The sequence below is a fragment of the Aquihabitans sp. G128 genome (assembly GCF_019048865.1).
Lineage (GTDB): Bacteria > Actinomycetota > Acidimicrobiia > Acidimicrobiales > Iamiaceae > Aquihabitans.
In genome coordinates this window covers 1,765,353-1,782,037 of sequence record NZ_CP077604.1, presented here as the reverse complement: position 1 = coordinate 1,782,037, position 16,685 = coordinate 1,765,353, and the positions used below count along the sequence as shown (strand labels likewise).

18 protein-coding genes are annotated in these 16,685 nt (G+C 72.9%); 13 read left to right on the top strand and 5 right to left on the bottom strand.

Annotated elements, in window-relative coordinates; translation table 11 throughout:
* Nucleotide 1: 1 nt before the first annotated feature.
* The 4 genes from manB to KSP35_RS08510 are packed head-to-tail and all read left to right on the top strand — an operon-like array spanning nt 2 to nt 3,590.
* Complete coding sequence (gene manB, locus KSP35_RS08525; protein WP_217000873.1) at nt 2–1,366, top strand: phosphomannomutase/phosphoglucomutase; 1,365 nt, start codon at nt 2–4, stop codon at nt 1,364–1,366.
* Nucleotides 1,363–1,611, top strand: a complete 249-nt coding sequence (locus KSP35_RS08520; protein ID WP_254127049.1) for a Trm112 family protein — start codon at nt 1,363–1,365, stop codon at nt 1,609–1,611. The genes manB and KSP35_RS08520 overlap by 4 nt, the downstream gene beginning before the upstream one ends.
* 8 nt (nt 1,612–1,619) lie before the next feature.
* Nucleotides 1,620–2,651: an SIS domain-containing protein gene (locus KSP35_RS08515; protein WP_217000871.1), complete on the top strand. Its 1,032-nt coding sequence runs from the start codon at nt 1,620–1,622 to the stop codon at nt 2,649–2,651.
* 9 nt (nt 2,652–2,660) lie between these two features.
* Nucleotides 2,661–3,590 (top strand): cyclase family protein, encoded by a 930-nt coding sequence (locus KSP35_RS08510; protein WP_217000869.1) that lies wholly within the window; start codon nt 2,661–2,663, stop codon nt 3,588–3,590.
* Nucleotides 3,591–3,644: 54 nt separating this feature from the next.
* Here KSP35_RS08510 and KSP35_RS08505 read toward each other — a convergent pair whose 3' ends face one another.
* The 3 genes from KSP35_RS08505 to KSP35_RS08495 are packed head-to-tail and all read right to left on the bottom strand — an operon-like array spanning nt 3,645 to nt 6,137.
* The gene (locus KSP35_RS08505; RefSeq protein WP_217000867.1) at nt 3,645–4,448 is read right to left on the bottom strand and encodes a hypothetical protein; all 804 of its coding nucleotides are present in this window, start codon (nt 4,446–4,448) and stop codon (nt 3,645–3,647) included.
* A 58-nt stretch (nt 4,449–4,506) separates the two neighbouring features.
* On the bottom strand, nt 4,507–5,373 hold the full coding sequence (locus tag KSP35_RS08500) for a TIGR03619 family F420-dependent LLM class oxidoreductase (RefSeq protein WP_217000865.1): 867 nt from the start codon (nt 5,371–5,373) through the stop codon (nt 4,507–4,509).
* A complete protein-coding gene (locus KSP35_RS08495) occupies nt 5,370–6,137 on the bottom strand; it encodes an SDR family NAD(P)-dependent oxidoreductase (RefSeq protein ID WP_371748964.1) in 768 nt (255 codons plus the stop codon). The genes KSP35_RS08500 and KSP35_RS08495 overlap by 4 nt, the downstream gene beginning before the upstream one ends.
* A 327-nt stretch (nt 6,138–6,464) precedes the next feature.
* Here KSP35_RS08495 and KSP35_RS08490 point away from each other — a divergent pair, with 327 nt between their 5' ends.
* The 3 genes from KSP35_RS08490 (at nt 6,465) to KSP35_RS08480 (ending at nt 9,560) form a co-directional block, all read left to right on the top strand.
* Nucleotides 6,465–7,460: a putative zinc-binding metallopeptidase gene (locus tag KSP35_RS08490; protein WP_217000861.1), complete on the top strand. Its 996-nt coding sequence runs from the start codon at nt 6,465–6,467 to the stop codon at nt 7,458–7,460.
* A 158-nt stretch (nt 7,461–7,618) separates the two neighbouring features.
* Nucleotides 7,619–9,067: an adenosylhomocysteinase gene (gene ahcY, locus KSP35_RS08485; protein ID WP_254127048.1), complete on the top strand. Its 1,449-nt coding sequence runs from the start codon at nt 7,619–7,621 to the stop codon at nt 9,065–9,067.
* A gap of 145 nt (nt 9,068–9,212) precedes the next feature.
* On the top strand, nt 9,213–9,560 hold the full coding sequence (locus KSP35_RS08480; protein WP_217000859.1) for a hypothetical protein: 348 nt from the start codon (nt 9,213–9,215) through the stop codon (nt 9,558–9,560).
* Between the two features lie 117 nt (nt 9,561–9,677).
* Here the strand turns inward: KSP35_RS08480 and KSP35_RS08475 are convergent, their stop codons facing one another.
* On the bottom strand, nt 9,678–10,013 hold the full coding sequence (locus KSP35_RS08475; protein WP_217000857.1) for a hypothetical protein: 336 nt from the start codon (nt 10,011–10,013) through the stop codon (nt 9,678–9,680).
* A 126-nt stretch (nt 10,014–10,139) separates the two neighbouring features.
* On the opposite strand from KSP35_RS08475, the gene KSP35_RS08470 reads away from it, so the two are divergent.
* The 3 genes from KSP35_RS08470 to KSP35_RS08460 all read left to right on the top strand — a co-directional run bounded on the left by KSP35_RS08470 (nt 10,140) and on the right by KSP35_RS08460 (nt 13,765).
* Nucleotides 10,140–11,375, top strand: a complete 1,236-nt coding sequence (locus tag KSP35_RS08470; protein WP_254127047.1) for an acetyl-CoA acetyltransferase — start codon at nt 10,140–10,142, stop codon at nt 11,373–11,375.
* Nucleotides 11,372–12,841 carry a carotenoid oxygenase family protein gene (locus KSP35_RS08465; RefSeq protein ID WP_254127046.1) on the top strand — a complete coding sequence of 490 codons (1,470 nt, stop codon included), beginning with the start codon at nt 11,372–11,374 and terminating at the stop codon, nt 12,839–12,841. The genes KSP35_RS08470 and KSP35_RS08465 overlap by 4 nt, the downstream gene beginning before the upstream one ends.
* 87 nt (nt 12,842–12,928) lie before the next feature.
* Nucleotides 12,929–13,765 (top strand): SDR family NAD(P)-dependent oxidoreductase, encoded by an 837-nt coding sequence (locus KSP35_RS08460; protein WP_217000855.1) that lies wholly within the window; start codon nt 12,929–12,931, stop codon nt 13,763–13,765.
* Here the strand turns inward: KSP35_RS08460 and KSP35_RS08455 are convergent, their stop codons facing one another.
* Nucleotides 13,766–14,479: a DsbA family oxidoreductase gene (locus KSP35_RS08455; RefSeq protein ID WP_217000853.1), complete on the bottom strand. Its 714-nt coding sequence runs from the start codon at nt 14,477–14,479 to the stop codon at nt 13,766–13,768. It lies immediately after the preceding gene.
* A 111-nt stretch (nt 14,480–14,590) separates the two neighbouring features.
* Between KSP35_RS08455 and KSP35_RS08450 the strand changes: the two genes are divergently transcribed.
* The 3 genes from KSP35_RS08450 (at nt 14,591) to KSP35_RS08440 (ending at nt 16,681) form a co-directional block, all read left to right on the top strand.
* Nucleotides 14,591–15,169: a ComF family protein gene (locus KSP35_RS08450; RefSeq protein WP_217000851.1), complete on the top strand. Its 579-nt coding sequence runs from the start codon at nt 14,591–14,593 to the stop codon at nt 15,167–15,169.
* 224 nt (nt 15,170–15,393) lie between these two features.
* Nucleotides 15,394–15,933 (top strand): ribosome hibernation-promoting factor, HPF/YfiA family, encoded by a 540-nt coding sequence (gene hpf / locus KSP35_RS08445; RefSeq protein WP_254127045.1) that lies wholly within the window; start codon nt 15,394–15,396, stop codon nt 15,931–15,933.
* 61 nt (nt 15,934–15,994) lie between these two features.
* A complete protein-coding gene (locus tag KSP35_RS08440) occupies nt 15,995–16,681 on the top strand; it encodes a response regulator transcription factor (protein WP_217000847.1) in 687 nt (228 codons plus the stop codon).
* The last annotated feature ends 4 nt before the right edge of the window (nt 16,682–16,685 follow it).

Here is a 16,685-nt window from a genome sequence, read left to right as displayed (position 1 = left end):
CATGGCAGACCTCGACGCCATCTTCAAGGCCTACGACATCCGCGGGACCTTCCCCGACCAGATCGACGCCGACGGGTGCTACGCCATCGGCGCAGCGTTCGCCCGGTTCGCGCTCGACGAGGGAGGCGACGTTCCGGAGATCCTCGTGGCCCGCGACATGCGACCCTCCGGCGTGGAGCTGGCCGCCGCCTTCAGCGACGGCGTCCGCTCCCAGGGCGTCTCGGTGGTCGACCTGGGCCTGGCGTCCACGGACCTCGTGTACTTCGCCTCGGGGTCCCGCAACGCCCCCGGCGCCATGTTCACCGCCTCGCACAACCCGGCGCAGTACAACGGCATCAAGTTCTGCCTCGCCGGCGCCCGCCCCGTCGGCTCCGACACCGGCTTGGAGCGGGTGAAGGAGCTGGCCCAGTCCGGCGTCCCCGCCGTGGCCACCCCCGGCTCGTCCTCCTCGCTCGACCTGCTCGGCAAGTTCGCCGACCACGTCCGCTCGTTCGTCGACGTGAAGGCCTTCCGCCCGCTGAAGGTGGTGGCCGACACCGCCAACGGCATGGGTGGGCTCGTGGTCCCGGCCGTGTTCGAGGCGCTGCCCTTCGACCTCGAGATCCTCTACCCGGAGCTCGACGGCACGTTCCCGAACCACCCCGCCGACCCCATCCAGCCCGAGAACCAGCGCGACCTCTGCGCCCGGGTGCGTGAGGTGGGAGCCGACGTCGGCTTCGCCTTCGACGGCGACGCCGACCGGGTGTTCGTGGTCGACGAGCAGGGCATCGGCCTCTCCGGCTCCTGCACCACGGCCCTGGTGGCCGTCGGCGTCCTCGAGAAGGAGCCCGGCGCGACGGTGCTCCACAACCTCATCTGCTCCAAGGTGGTGCCCGAGGTCGTGCGCGAGCACGGCGGCACCCCGATCCGCACCAAGGTGGGCCACTCCTACATCAAGGCCGAGATGGCCAAGACCGGTGCCGCCTTCGGTGGCGAGCACTCGGCGCACTACTACTTCCGCGACAACTACCGGGCCGACTCCGGGCTCATCGCCGCCATGCTGGTGCTCGAGCGCCTCTGCGCCGGCACCGAGCCGATGTCGGTGGTCCGCCGCCCGTTCGACCGCTACGCCGACTCCGGCGAGATCAACACCCAGGTGCACGACCCCGCCGCCGTGATCGACGCCGTGGCCGCCACCTACGCCGAGGCGCACCCCGAGGCGGTCCAGGACCGCCTGGACGGCCTCACCGTCGACCTCGGCGACTGGTGGTTCAACCTGCGCCCGTCGAACACCGAACCGCTGCTGCGCCTCAACCTCGAGGCCCGCACGCGCGACGAGTGCGACACCCACACCTCCGAACTGCTCCACCACATCACCAAGGGATGACCACCGACATGGCCCTCGACCCCAAGCTCCTCGAGATCCTCGCCTGCCCCGAGGACAAGGGCTCCCTGCTCTACTTCGAGTCCGAGCAGGCGCTGTACAACCCCCGCCTGAAGCGGCGCTACGAGATCCGCGACGACATCCCGGTGATGCTCGTCGAAGAGGCCACCACGGTCGACGACGCCGAGCACGACCGCCTCGTCGCCAAGGCCGACGCCGACGGCGTGCCGTCCACCCTCAGCAACTAGGTCCGCCCGTGACCGACTCGCTCGGCCTCCGCGAGGCCGTGCTCGGCCTGCCCGAGCAGCTGGCGGCCGCCACCCGCAAGCTCTCCATCACCGGCTCGCTGCCGAGCCACGACGAGATCGCCAACGTGCTCGTCGTCGGCACCGGCGCCGCCGGCTGGGTGGGCGACCTCCTCGCGGCGGTCGCCGGACCGTTCATGCCGGTGCCGCTCGTGGTGCACAAGGGCTTCGAGCCGCCGTCGTTCGTCGACCGGTCCACCCTCGTGGTGGCCATCTCCGCCTCGGGCGACTCGCCCGAGACCGTTGCCGCCGCCACCACCGCCGTCCAGGCGGGCGGCCAGCTCTTCGCCGTCACCAGCGGCGGCCGCCTCGGCGCCCTGGCCGACGCCCACGCCGCCCCCACCGTCTTCCTGCCGGTGGCCGACGCCCCGATCCCCACCCGGTCGCGCATCGGCGCTCTCGCCGTGCCGGTCCTCAAGGCCTTCGACGGCCTCGGCTTCTTCCCCGGCTCCGGTGACTGGATCGCCGCTGCCATCGAGCAGCTGAAGGTGCGGCGGGAGGAGCTGCGGACCGACGACAACGTCGCCGCCGAGCTGGCCCGGGCCCTCGCCGGCACCATCCCCGTCGTGTACGGCGGCGGCGCCCTCGGCGGCGTGGCCGCCGCCCGGTGGAAGGTGCAGCTGAACCAGAGCGCCAAGACGCCGGCGTGGACCGGCGAGCTGCCCGACGTCGTCCACGGCGAGATCGCCGGCTGGGGCCAGCACGGCGACATCACCCGCCAGGTCCTTTCGCTCGTCCTGCTCCGCCACGACGACGAGGCCCCGGAGATCAGCGAGCAGTTCGCCACCGTCGAGACCTGGACCGAGGAGGTCGTGACGGCCATCCACACCGTGTCCGCCGCCGGCGAGGGCCCGCTGGCCCAGCTCCTCGACCTGGCCCTCATCGGCGACCTCGTGGCCCTCGACCTGGCCGACCGGGCCGGGATCGATCCCGGGCCCACCCCCACGATCGCGGCGTCGCCCGCCTCGCCCGCCGCTCCCTGAAGGACGCCCATGCCGAAGCTGCCCGACCACCTCCTCGAGCTGGCGGCCCGGGTGTCGAACCGGGGGCGGTGGGGCGACGACGACCGTCGGGGCACGCTCAACCTGCTCACGCCCGAGGCGGTGCGCCGCGGGGCCGCGTCGGTGCGCCAGGGACGGTCCTTCTCGCTGGCCATCCCGTTCGACGAGGACGGCCCGCAGACCGGTGGCATCCCCGGCCGGGACAACCCGAGCCGCGAGATGATCGCCGTCGACGTCGCCTACACCGGCGACCCGGACGGCTTCTGCACCAGCGACGACCGGGTCGCCATGGGCGTGCAGGCCGCCACCCACTGGGACGCCCTGGCCCACGTCGGCTACTCCGGCGAGCTCTACAACGGCGTGCCCTCCTCCGTGGTCTCCGCAGCAGGCGCGGCCGAGCTGGGCATCGACGCCTTCGGCCCGGTGGCCGGCCGCGGCGTGCTGCTCGACGTGGCCCGCCTCCACGGCGTCGACCACTTCGACGACGGCTACCCGATCACCGGCGACGACCTCGATGCGGCCGCCGCCGCCGCCGGCCTCACCGTCGAGGCCGGCGACCTGGTGCTGGTCCGCACCGGCCACATGCACTTCCTCCGCATCGGCGAGAAGGACCGCTACCGGGAGGTGTGCCCGGGGCTGAGCACGCGGTCGATCGAGTGGTTCCACGACCACGACGTCGCCGGCGTGGCCACCGACACCCTGGTGCTCGAGTGCTTCCCGTGCGAGGACCCGGCCGTCCTGCTGCCGGTGCACATGATCCACCTGCGCGACCTCGGCCTGGCCCAGGGCCAGCTCTGGCACCTCGACGACCTGGCGGCCGACTGCGCCGCCGACGGCCAGTTCGACTTCCTGCTGACCGCCACCCCGATCCCGCTCACGCGCGGCCTCGGGGGCATGGTGGCTCCCACCGCGGTCAAGTAGCGAGCCGGTCGGCCGGCGGCCCGGGCGCCCTTTGGACGCCCGGGCTCGCCAGGCTCAGCCGCCGACGAGGTCGGTGATCTTGGGGTCGACGTCGTCGGCCAGCTTGATCAGCAGGTCCGGGTCGAACGCCTTGACCGCCGCGGTGGCGTCGTCGACGCCGTCCTGCCCGGAGATCTCCACGCCCACCGAGCCGGTGCGGTAGACGAGCGAGTACAGCATGAGCTCGATGGTCTTGGGCAGGGCGTCCCCGCTGAGGGTGACCGTGGCCTCGATCTGCAGGGCGGCGTCGCCGTAGGCGTCGGTGGGCGTGACGTCGAAGGCGAACGCCGTCTTGAGGCCGGTGTCGGGGTCGGTGATCTCGGGCTTGCAGTCGTTCAGCGCGGTGGCGTACTGCTCGAGGTCGTCCTTCCCGAGCTGCTTGGCCTCGGGGGTGAGCTCGACCGACACCTCGCGGCCGTCGGAGGTCTGGAAGTGGGCCTTGGCGTGGTCGCTGTCGTCCTCGTCGTCGGTGGGGATCAAGGCCGCCGCCTCGGGGCACTGGTCCTCGATCGTGGTGTCCTCCTGGCCGTCGTCGGACTCGGTGCTGGCGGTCCAGCCGGCGCCGAGGTCGTCGGCCGTGGGCAGGATGGCCTCGAGGTCCGACGTGGTGGGGTCGTCGCCGCCCGGATCGGTGCCCTCGGTCGTGGTGGTCTCCTCGTCGGCCGCCGTCGTGGTGGTCTTGTCGGCCCGGGCGGTGGTGGTGGTCTTGTCGCCCGCGTCGTCGCTGCCGCCGGCGGAGCAGGCGCCCACGAGGAGTGTGGTGGCGGCGAGGACGGCGACCAGCAGTCGGGTGGGACGGGGTTGGGTCTGCTTCGGCATCGGGACAGTCTGCCCGATGCCGGGAGGCGGGGTGGTCCGTTCGGACCACACGCGGCGCTCAGCCGGGGAGCTTCGCCATGATGTCGTCGGCGAAGCGGTGCAGGCCGTCGATCTTCTGCTGCAGCGAGATGTCGAAGCCGCCGTAGAAGGCCCACGGCATGGTGAGGTTGTCGGTCACGCCGGCCTCCTCGGCTCGGGCGAACTGGTCGACGGTGACGGCGTCGTTCAGCGACACGATCATCGAGAACGGCTCGTCGGCCTTGCCCAGCTCGGCCCGCTCGGCGTCGATCCGGGCCCGGAAGTCCCGGGCCTGGTCGATGCTGATGAGGTCCGAGATCCACCCGTCGTTGCGGGCCGCTCGGGAGATGGCGGCCTTCGACAGCCCGCCCACGTAGATCGGCACGTCCGGAGCCGCAGGGGTCATCTCGAGGCGGGGCACGTCGTAGAACTCGCCGTGGTGCTCCACCCACTCGCCCGACCAGAGGGCCCGCAGGAGCTCGAGCATCTCGTCGGCGCGGGCGCCGCGCTTGCGGAACGCCTGTCCGAGCAGGTCGAACTCCTCCTCGCACCAGCCCATGCCCACGCCGAGCGCCACGCGGCCGCCGGTGAGCGCCGAGGCCGTGGACACCTGCTTGGCGATGGTGAACGGGTCCCGCATGGGCAGCACGTACACGTTGGTGAAGAACTGCAGGCGCTCGGTGACGGCGCCCAGCGCCCCGATGGTGACCCACGGGTCGAGCCAGGGCGTGAAGGGCTCCCAGCGCCGCTTGCCGTCCTCGGTGTAGGGGTACGGCGTGGTCAGCGTCTCGAGGTTGATCACGTGGTCGGCCACGGCCATGCCGTGGTAGCCGGCCTCGTCGGCGGCCTTGGCGATCGGCCCCAGCTCCTCGGAGCCCAGGTAGGCCGTGGCGATGCTGAACCTCACGCGTGGGTGCCGCCGTCGATGCGGATGACCTCGCCGGTGATGTGCTTGCCGTCGTTCGAGAGGAGCAGGGCCACCACGGCGGCCACGTCCTCCGGGTCGCCGAAGCCGGTGGGCGACATGATCCGCCGGACCAGCTTGGACTCGGCCTTGGTGAGGTCGGCGGGGAACTCGACGCCGTTGGTGATGCCGCTGTGGACGCTGCCCGGCGCCACGCAGTTCGCCCGCACGCCGTCCTGGGAGTACTCGACGGCCAGGCTCTGGGTGAAGGAGTGGATGGCGCCCTTCGAGGCGGCGTAGGCGCCCATCCACGGGTGGCCGAAGAAGCTGCTGGTGGACGCGGCGTTCACGATCGAGCCCTTGGACTCGATGAGGTGGGGGAGCGCCGCCCGGCACATCAGGAACGTGCCGGTGAGGTTGACCCCGATGATCGTGTTCCAGGTGGCGAGGTCGGTCTCGTGGGTGCGCACCGTGCGCAGCATCCCGGCGATGTTGGCCAGCCCGTCGATGCGGCCCCAGCGGCCGATGGCGGCCTCGATGGTGCCGGCGGCCTGGGCCTCGTCGGAGATGTCGGCGACGTGGGCCACCACCTCGCCGCCGGCGGCGGCCCCGGCGTTGGCCTCCTTGACGGAGACCTCCAGGGCGTCGGCGGTGATGTCGGACGCCAGGACCTTCGCCCCCTCGGCGGCGAGGCGGGCGGCGGTGGCCTTCCCGATCCCCGAGGCAGCTCCGGTGACGATGGCGATCCGGTCGGTGAGGCGCTCCAGCGGCATGCCCGCAGACTAGAACACGTTCTCGTTTCCCGCCCGCTCCGACTCGAGCCCGCGGGCCGAGGCTCGCCCCGCTCCCGGTGGCCAACCCGGGCAACTTGTGGGCCGAGGCTGCCGTTTTCGGCGCCGTGGGCCCACAAGTTCGCCAGGGTGGGTGGCGCTCGGCCGAACTTGTGGGCGGAGGCTGCCGCTTTCGGCGCTGTGGGCCCACAAGTTCGCGAGGCGAGGAGGGGAGCGGGCGTGGGCGGTTGGTCCAGTCCGGCTCGTTTGGGCGGGGCGGTGGGGAGCGGGTAGCCAGGGGCGGTGCTGCGCTTCGCCTGTCCCGTGTGTGCCCGAGAGGTCTTCTTCGACGACCGCCGGTGCCGGAGCTGCGGGACGGAGCTGGTGTTCGACCGGGGCACGGCGGACTTCGTGCCGGCGGAGGACCGCAACCGCTGCGCCAACGCCGAGGTCATCCGCTGCCCGTGGATGGCGCACCACCCCGGCGCCTTCTGCACCGCGTGCCAGCTCACCCGGCGTCGACCCGACCCTGCCAACCGCGAGGCGGTCCGCAACTGGGCGGCGGCCGAGCAGGCCAAGCGCCACGTGGTGGTGGAGCTCGATCGGCTCGGCCTCTCGCTGCAGCCACGCAACGAGACCGAGGGCACCGGCCTCGCGATCGACATGGAGTGGAGCGACGACGGCTCGGTGACCATCGGCCACAACGACGGCGTCATCACCCTCGATGCCGCCGAGGCCGACGACGCCCGCCGCGAGCGGCTGCGCAGCCGCCTCGCCGAGCCGTACCGCACCATGCTCGGCCACCTCCGCCACGAGATCGGCCACTACTGGTGGCCGCTGCTGGTGGACCAGGCGTCGGGCGAGGGCGGCCGCCTGGCCGAGGTGCGCAAGCTCTTCGGCGACGAGCGGGCCGACTACCAGGACGCCATCGACGCCCACTACGCCGACGGCCCGCCCGACGGCTGGCGCAGCCGGTTCGTCTCGGCCTACGCCACCATGCACCCGTGGGAGGACTGGGCCGAGACCTTCGCCCACTACCTGCACATCCGCGACACGCTCGACACCGCCTCGCGCTTCGGCCTCGCCGTGCGCGTGCCGCTGCTGGGGGTCGACAAGCCGGTGACGGCCTCGGTGCTCGCCGATGACCGTGACGTCGAGGTCGAGGTCCTCTTCCGCGAGTGGGGCGCCCTCACCGTCGCCGTGAACGCGCTCAACCGGAGCATGGACCAGCCGGACCTGTACCCGTTCGCCCTGGGCGGCGACGTGAAGGCCAAGCTGGCCATGGTCCACGACCTCGTCCTGGCCGGCCCCGTCGACTAGGTTGGTCGACCGGCCCCCCCGGGGCCCGTGGGCTGTCATGGGTGAGCCAGCAGGCTCCAGTCCCACACCTCGAAGACGATCGTCCCCTTCGCGCCGCGGCCCCGCCGTGCCCGTCGCCGGGGCGATCCCGACCCATCGACGCGTGGAGGAGACCCCACATGCCCATCCTGAACCCCGACGACTTCAAGATCGCCGACATCAACCTGCACTCCTTCGGCCGCAAGGAGATCCAACTCGCCGAGCACGAGATGCCCGGCCTGATGTCCACCCGCGCCGAGTTCGCCGACGCCCAGCCGCTCGCCGGCGCCAAGATCATGGGCTCGCTGCACATGACCATCCAGACGGCCGTGCTCATCGAGACCCTCACCGCCCTCGGCGCCGACGTGCGCTGGGTGTCCTGCAACATCTTCTCCACCCAGGACCACGCGGCCGCCGCCATCGCGGTGGGCCCGGAGGGCACCTCCGACGCCCCGTCCGGCGTGCCGGTCTTCGCCTGGAAGGGCGAGACGCTGGAGGAGTACTGGTGGTGCACCGACCAGGCCCTGCGCTGGCCCGACGGCTCCGGCCCCAACATGATCCTCGACGACGGCGGCGACGCCACCATGCTCGTCCACAAGGGCCGCGAGTTCGAGCTGGCCGGCGCCGTGCCGCCCGCCACCGAGGACGACCCGGAGGAGTGGAGCGTCATCATCGACCTGCTCACCGCGTCGGTCGCCAAGGAGCCGAACCGCTGGACCGAGGTCGCCGCCGGCATCAAGGGCGTCACCGAGGAGACCACCACGGGCGTGCACCGCCTCTACCAGATGTTCGAGGCCGGCGAGCTCCAGTTCCCCGCCATCAACGTCAACGACTCGGTCACCAAGTCCAAGTTCGACAACCTCTACGGCTGCCGCCACAGCCTCATCGATGGCCTCAACCGGGCCACCGACGTCATGATCGGCGGCAAGGTGGCGTTCGTCGCCGGCTACGGCGACGTCGGCAAGGGCTGCGCCCAGTCCCTCAAGGGCCAGGGCGCCCGCGTGATCGTGTCCGAGGTCGACCCGATCTGCGCCCTCCAGGCCGCCATGGAGGGCTTCGAGGTCACCACCCTCGAGGACGTCCTCGACCGCGCCGACATCTTCATCACCACCACCGGCAACAAGGGCATCATCACCGCCGAGCACATGGCCCGGATGAAGCACCAGGCGATCGTGGCCAACATCGGCCACTTCGACAACGAGATCGACATGGCCGGCCTCCACAAGATGAGCGATGTCCGCGACGTCGAGATCAAGCCGCAGGTGAACGAGTTCCAGTTCCCCGACGGCCACTCGGTCATCGTCCTGGCCGAGGGCCGCCTCATGAACCTCGGCTGCGCCACCGGCCACCCGAGCTTCGTGATGAGCAACTCCTTCACCAACCAGACGATCGCCCAGATCGAGCTGTTCACCAAGACCGCCGAGTACCCCACGGGCGTCTACACGCTCCCGAAGCTGCTCGACGAGAAGGTGGCCCGCCTCCACCTCGACGCCCTCGGCGTCAAGCTCACCAAGCTCAGCAGCGAGCAGGCCGACTACCTGGGCGTGCAGGTCGAGGGCCCGTACAAGCCCGAGCACTACCGCTACTAGGCCCCTCGCCGCCCTCGGCGCAGTGCCGCGGGCGGCGCCGAGCTCCGGCTCGAAGCCACGAACCATCCGACGGCCGGTCCCTCCGGGGGCCGGCCGTCGGCGCGCCAGGGGTTCCGCAGCAAGTGGGGTGGGTACCCACCCCGACGTGACGGTGGCCGACGAAGCGATGGCGAGCGCGGCCCCCGACGTCGGACCGTGCCCCTGCGGGGTCGCCGGTCCGGCGCCGTGGCGGGGCCACGACATCCCGTGGAGCCCGGCGTCGGTGGTGGCCGGGGTGCTGACCCTGGCCTTCGCCGTGCTCGCCGCGGTCGCCGGCCGGGTGCCGTGGGTGGCGCCGCCGTTGGCCGCGGCCTACGTCGCGAGCACCGGCGTGGCGTTCGTCGTGCTCGGCCGAGACGGCCACCGCGGCGGCTGCCGGGTGCGCCGCGCCCTCTGGATCGGCCTGGCCGCCTTCGGCCTGCCCCTGCGGATCGTCGCCGCCATCCCCTTCTGACGACCGCTCGCCCGATCGGCCGGCGGGGGAGGGGGCGTGGGGCCCTGGTGGCGCCCCGGTGGGGTGCGGGCGCTCCAGAACGGTCGGTCAGGGCGGACGGCGAGCCCGCCGAACAGGTCAGGGGCGGGGCGGGAGGTCGACGACCATGCCGGTGGCGGCGTCGTCGATGCGGTCGACGCCGGGCGGCACCGGGATCACCAGCTGCGAGGCGCAGCGGCCCATCGACGGCTCGCCCCAGACGGTGAGCAGCGGGAGGCCGTCGACGCCCTTGCCCGGCTCGACGTCGGCCGAGGACACCTCGGCGCACTCGACGGTCACGGCCAGCTCGTCCGGGCCGACCCAGCGGGTGGACCGGACGGCGAGCGCGGTGCGCCCCTCGTGGGCGCCGCAGCCGGCCAGGCCGAGCACCAGCGCCACGGCGGCGAGGGCGAGGAGCGCGGGTCGGCGGGGCACCCGGCCGACACTACGGAACCCGACCCGGCGGGTCGGAACGGCCGACGCCGCGGCCTAGGGTGACGTGACGCCGGGCACACCACCGTCGGGCGGACGGCCAGCGAGCAGACGAAGGGGCACGGGCACGTGGGGCAGCAGCAGGGGATCTGGGTGCTCGGCGGGCACCAGAGCGACTTCGCCCGGAACTGGTCGCGAGACGGCGGCGGGCTCGACGGGCTGTTCGACGAGGTGGTGCGGCAGACGCTGGCCGACGCCGGGGTCACGGCCCGCCAGGTCGAGACCGTGCACGTCGGGAACGCCTTCGGGCAGCTGTTCACCGGCCAGGGCCACCTGGGGGCCATGCCGGCCACGGTCGACCCGGACCTGTGGGGCCTCCCGGCCGCCCGCCACGAGGCGGCCTGCGCCTCGGGCAGCGTGGCGGTCCTGGCGGCCACCGCCGAGCTGGAGGCGGGCCGGTACGGCTGCGCCCTGGTGGTGGGGGCCGAGCTCGAGCGCACGGTGCCCGGCGACGTCGCGGCCCAGCACCTCGGCGCCGCGTCGCACGTCGGCCACGAGGGCACGCCGAAGTACGTGTGGCCGCAGGCGTTCTCCGACGTCGCCGACGAGTACGACCGTCGCTATGGCCTCGACGACGTCCACCTGCACGGCTTCGCCGAGCTGGCCTTCCGCAACGCCCGGACCAACCCGCTGGCCCAGACCCGGCAGTGGTCGTTCTCCGACGACAGCTTCACGAGCGACCCCGAGGCCAACCCGGTGGTGGCCGGGCGCACGCGCCGCAACGGGTGCAGCCAGGTCACCGACGGGGGAGCGGGCGTGGTGCTCGCCACCGACGCCTTCGTCCGCGCCCACCCCGAGCTGCTGTCCCGCGGCCGGGCGGCCCGGATCACCGGCTGGGGCCACCGCACCGTCGGCCTCGCCCTCGCCCCGAAGCTCGAGCGCAGCCGGGACGACACCCACGTCATGCCCCACGTCCGCGACACGTTCGCCGGCGCGCTGCGCCGGGCCGGCCTCGGCTCGGTCGACGACCTCAGCGGCGTGGAGGTCCACGACTGCTTCGCCGCCTCCGGCTACCTCGCCATCGACCACACCGGCATCACGGCGCCCGGAGACTCGTGGAAGGCCATCGAGGCCGGCGAGATCGAGCGCGACGGCCGCATCCCGGTGAACCCGGGTGGCGGGCTCATCGGCGGTGGCCACCCCGTTGGGGCCACCGGGATCCGGATGGTGCTCGACGCCACCCGGCAGGTGACCGGCCGGGCCGGGCCCACCCAGGTCGAGGGGGCCGAGCGGTTCGCCACCCTGAACATCGGCGGCAGCACCGCCACCACGTGCTCGTTCGTGGTCGAGGCGGTGCCGGCGTGAGCGACGCGCGCGTGGTCGACCGGCTCGACACCACCCTCCCGGTCGACGACGACCACCCGTACCGCACCGGCGCCTGGCGCCCGCAGGCCACCGAGTGGTCCGTCGACGACGTGGAGGTGGTGGAGGGCCGCATCCCCGACGACCTCGACGGGCTCTACGTGCGCAACACCGAGAACCCGCTGCACGAGCCCATCCAGGCGTACCACCCGTTCGACGGCGACGGCATGGTCCACGCCGTGCGCTTCCGCGGCGGGCGTGCCACCTATCGCAACCGGTTCGTGCGCACCGAGGGCCTGGTGGCCGAGCAGGAGGCCGGCCGCTCGCTGTGGGCCGGCCTGGCCGAGAACCCCCGCAAGGCCATCCGCACCGACGGGCGCACCGCCCGGGGAGCCATGAAGGACGCGTCGAGCACCGACCTGGTGGTCCACGGCGGCGAGGTGCTCACCTCGTTCTGGCAGTGCGGCGAGCTCTACCGGCTCGACGCCGACTCGCTCGAGACCCGGGGCCCCACCCGCTGGGACGGGTGGTTCCCCGACGAGGGCGTCTCGGCCCACACCAAGGTCGACGAGGCCACCGGCGAGCTGTTCTTCTTCAACTACGGCAAGCAGGCGCCGTACCTCCACTTCGGCGTGGTCGACCGCCACGGCAAGCTCGTCCACTACGCGCCGGTCCCGCTGCCCGGGCCCCGGCTGCCCCACGACATGGCCATCACCGAGCACTTCGTGGTGCTCAACGACCTGCCCATGCACTGGGACGAGGACCTGCTCCCGAGGGGGGTCCACGCGGTGCGCATGCACGACAAGCCCTCGCGCCTCGCCGTCGTGCCCCGCCGCGGCGGACCGGAAGACGTGCAGTGGTTCGAGGCAGACCCCACCTACGTCCTCCACTGGACCAACGCCTACGAGGACGGCGACGACGTCGTCCTCGAGGGCTTCCACCAGGGCGACCCGTCGCCGCGGCCGGCGGTCGACGACGACCTCTGGATGTTCCGCTACCTGGCGCTCGACTGGATGCAGACCCGCCTGCACCGGTGGCGGCTGAACCGGCGCACCGGCACGTGCACCGAGGAGCACATCCGTGACGACTTCACCGAGTTCGGCATGATCAACGGCCGCCGGACCGGGCGCAAGCACCGCTTCGTGTACGCCGCCACCGGGGTGCCGGGCTGGTTCCTGTTCGACGGCTTGGTCCGCCACGACGTCGAGACCGGCGAGGACGACCACCTCCGGCTGCCCGAGGGCACCTACGGCTCGGAGGCCGCGGTCGCCCCGAAGCCCCACGGCACCGCCGAGGACGACGCCTACGTCGTCACGTTCACCACCGACGTCGCCAACGACCGCTCCGAGTGCCTGGTGCTCGACGCCCGACGCATCTCCGACGGGCCCATCGCCCGGCTCCGGCTGCCCGAGCGCATCTCCAGCGGCACCCACGCTGCCTGGGCCCCGGGCAGCGCCCTCCCCGCCTGACGACCGCCGCCTGACCCGCGGGTCAAGTCGGTCTAGGGTCCCGGGCGGGGACGGCGGGACCAGCACACCACGAGCAAGGGGAACACGATGGACGAGCTGTCGGGCAAGGTCGCGGTGGTCACGGGTGGGGCGTCGGGCATCGGCCTGGCGCTGGCCCACGCGTTCGCCGCGGAGGGCATGAAGGTCGTGCTGGCCGACATCGAGGTCGACGCCCTCGACAAGGCCGCGGCCGAGCTGCCCGAGGGCACCGAGGTCGAGGCCGTGGTCTGCGACGTGAGCGACGCCGCCCAGGTCGACGCCCTGCGGGACCGCACCGTCGAGCGGTTCGGCACCGCCCACGTGGTCTGCAACAACGCCGGCGTGTCGAGCGCCGGGCCGATCTGGCTGAACACGCTCGAGGACTGGGACTGGTGCCTCGGCGTCAACCTCTACGGCGTCATCAACGGCGTGCGGGCCTTCACGCCGCTGCTCATCGAGCAGGGCGAGGGCCACATCGTCAACACCGCCTCGATGGCCGGGCTCACCTCGGCGCCGGGCATGGGCGTCTACAACGTGTCCAAGCACGGGGTGGTCACGCTGTCGGAGACCCTGCACGCCGACCTGGCGCTCGCCGGGGCCACCGGCGTGGGCGTGTCGGTCCTGTGCCCCGGCTGGGTCGACACCCGCATCCACGAGTCCCACCGCAACCGGGCCGGCCGCGAGGAGCGCGAGCCCACCGAGCAGGAGCGGGGGATGCTCGAGGTGGTCGGCGCCCTGCTGGCCGCCGGGCTGGACCCGGCCGACGTCGCCGCCCAGGTCCTCGCCGCCGTCCAGGAGCGGCGCTTCTACGTGCTGACCCATCCCGACTGGAAGCCGATGGTGACCAACCGGGTCGAGCGGATCGTGGCGGGCGAGGAGCCGATGATCGCCGGGCTGCCCGCCTAGCTAGGGCTGCGGGACCTCGCAGCCGTCGGGCCCGCAGGCGTCGACGTCCTCCGCGCCGGCCAGCTGGGTGATCTGCGGGGCGCGGGCGTCCCAGGCCTGGCGCAGCACGTCGAGCAGCACCTCCGGCGGCTGGGCGCCGGACACGGCCAGCTTCTGGTCGGCCACGAAGAACGGCACGCCGCTGATCCCGATCTGGCGGGCGGTCTGCAGGTCCTGGCGCACGTCGGCGGCGAAGGCGTCGCCGGCCAGGACGGCGTCCACCTCCTCGGGGTCGAGGCCGACATCGACCGCGGCCTTGCGCAGGGTGTCGGGCTCGCCGATGGGCTCGCCGTTGGTGAAGTAGGCGAGGCCGAGGCGGTGCTTGAGCTCGAGCTGCAGCCCACGGGCCAGGGCGAGGTGGAGCAGGCGGTGGGCGTCGAAGGTGTTGCCGCCGACGGCCTGGTCGAAGCGGAAGTCGATGCCCCGCTCGGCCCCGAGGCTCACCAGGCGGGCCTGGCCGGCGCGGATCTCGCCCACCGAGGTGCCGTACTTCTCGGCGAGGCGCTCCACGACGGGCTGGTCGTCGCGCGGCGGCGCCCCGGGGTCGAGCTGGAACGAGTGGAGCACCAGCTCCACGTCGTCGGCGTGCTCGAACTCCGCCAGCGCGGCGTCGAGGTTGGCCAGGCCCACGTAGCACCACGGGCACACCACGTCGGACCACACATCGACCTGCATCTCGGGCTCCATCGGCTCGTCTTCTTGACGCGGGGTCCAACCGACGAGCCGACGGCGGTGTTCCCGGCGCGCCGGAGCCGAACTGTCAGACCCCCTCGCCACCATGGGGAGATGCTGCTGGCCACCACCTGCCCGGGGTGCGGGCGGAGCGGGGCGGCGCCCTGCCCGTCGTGCGTGGCCACCATGGCCCGGTCCTGGCCGGTGCCGGTCCCGCCGTCGCTCGACCGTTGCCGTGCGCTGCTCGACTACGACGGCGCCGCCCGTGAGGTGGTCGCCCAGCTGAAGTACCGCAACGCCCGGTCGCCGGTGGGCTGGTTGGCCGAGGGGGTGGCCGGCCTGGTCCGCCCGCACGAGGTGGAGGTGGTCACCTGGGCCCCCACCACCGAGGTCCGGCGCCGCCGTCGGGGCTTCGACCAGGCCGAGCTCCTGGCCCGGCGGGTCGGGCGCCACCTCGGCGTCCCCTGCCGCTCGCTGCTGGCCCGGCGGCCGGGGCCGGCGCAGACCGGGCGCTCCTCGGCGGAGCGCCACGACGGGCCGTCGTTCGTCCCCACCCGCCGGCTGGACGGCCTGCGGATCGCGGTGGTCGACGACGTCGTCACCACCGGCGCCACGCTCGATGCCGCGGGCCGGGCGCTGCGGGCGGCCGGTGCGGTGCACCTCCTGGGCCTGGCCGCCGCCCACCCCCGCTGACGCCGGCACGCACCGTGCCGCGAGCGCTACGTGGGGTAGGGGAAGGGCGCAGCGGGCTCGCGGGGCCGATCGGACGAAGCGGTCACGGCGGCGTCGCACCGGTCGGGACGCAGGCGGTCTCCCTCCCGTCTACGCTCCGGGCACCATCCCCGATCAGGAGGTCCCACCCGGTGCAGGTCACGGTCAGTCGTCGCCACACGGAGGTCTCGGACAGCTTGCGGGTCATGACGGAGGAGAAGATCGGGCGCCTCGCCCGCTTCGTCGATGGCCTGGACCACGCCGAGGTGCACTTCTCCGAGCACAAGAACCCCCGCATCGCCGACAAGGAGGTGTGCGAGGTCACGATCGAGGGCCACGGCCACCACGTCCGGTGCAAGGTGCAGGCCCCCGACGGCTTCGCCGCCGTCGACAAGGCGTACGACAAGCTGGAGCACCAGCTCCACAAGCTCAAGACCAAGCTCCGCCAGCGCTACCAGGGCGCCCCCAAGGCCAAGAAGGGCGCCGACAGCCTCGGTGCGGTGGTCACCCTCGAGGAGGCCCCGGTCGACGTCGACCTCACCGACGACGACGTCGAGGTCGAGGGCCCGAAGATCGTGAAGTCGAAGCGCTTCGCGATGTTCCCCATGAGCGCCGAGGAGGCCGCCCAGCGCATGGACCTCATCGGGCACGGCTTCTTCTTCTTCACCAACGCCGAGACGTCGCGCGCCGCGGTCGTCTACCGCCGCGACGACGGCCAGGTCGGCCTCATCGACGAGGCCGACTGAGCCTGGTCCGCGCCGCCGGGCCCCGCCCGGCGCCCCACCGTCGCCGCTCCCCGCCACCGCCATGACCGCCACCTCCCCCACCACCACCACCCCCGTCCGGGTCCTCGTCTGCGACGACCACGTCGTCTTCCGGCGCGGCCTGGCCCTCGTGCTCGAGCCCGAGGGCGACCTCGAGGTGGTGGGGGAGGCCGCGGACACCGCCGCCGCGGTGGCCGCCGTCGCCGAGCTGGCGCCCCACGTGGTGCTGATGGACCTGCGCATGCCGGGTGGCGGCGGCCTCGAAGCCACCCGGGCCATCCGCGCCGCCCACCCCGAGGTCAAGGTGGTCGTGCTCACCGTCAGCGACGACGACGACGACCTGTTCGAGGCCGTGAAGGCCGGCGCGGTCGGGTACCTCTTGAAGGAGGTGTCCATCGAGGAGGTGGGTGACGCCGTCCGCACCGTCGCCGCCGGCCACAGCCTCCTGTCGCCCGCCATGACCGCCAAGCTGCTCGGCAGCTACGCCGACCTGGCGAACCAGGCCTCGGGCCTGCCCCACGCCGGGCCCATCGGCGACCTCACCGATCGCGAGCTCGAGGCGCTCCGCGGCATCGCCCGCGGCTTGTCGAACCGGGCCATCGCCGCAGAGCTCGGCATCGCCGAGAACACCGTCAAGAACCACGTGCGCGGGGTGCTCGAGAAGCTCCACGTCTCGAGCCGCACCGAGGCCGCCCTGTACGCCGTGCGACAGGGGCTCACCGAGGCCTGAGGCC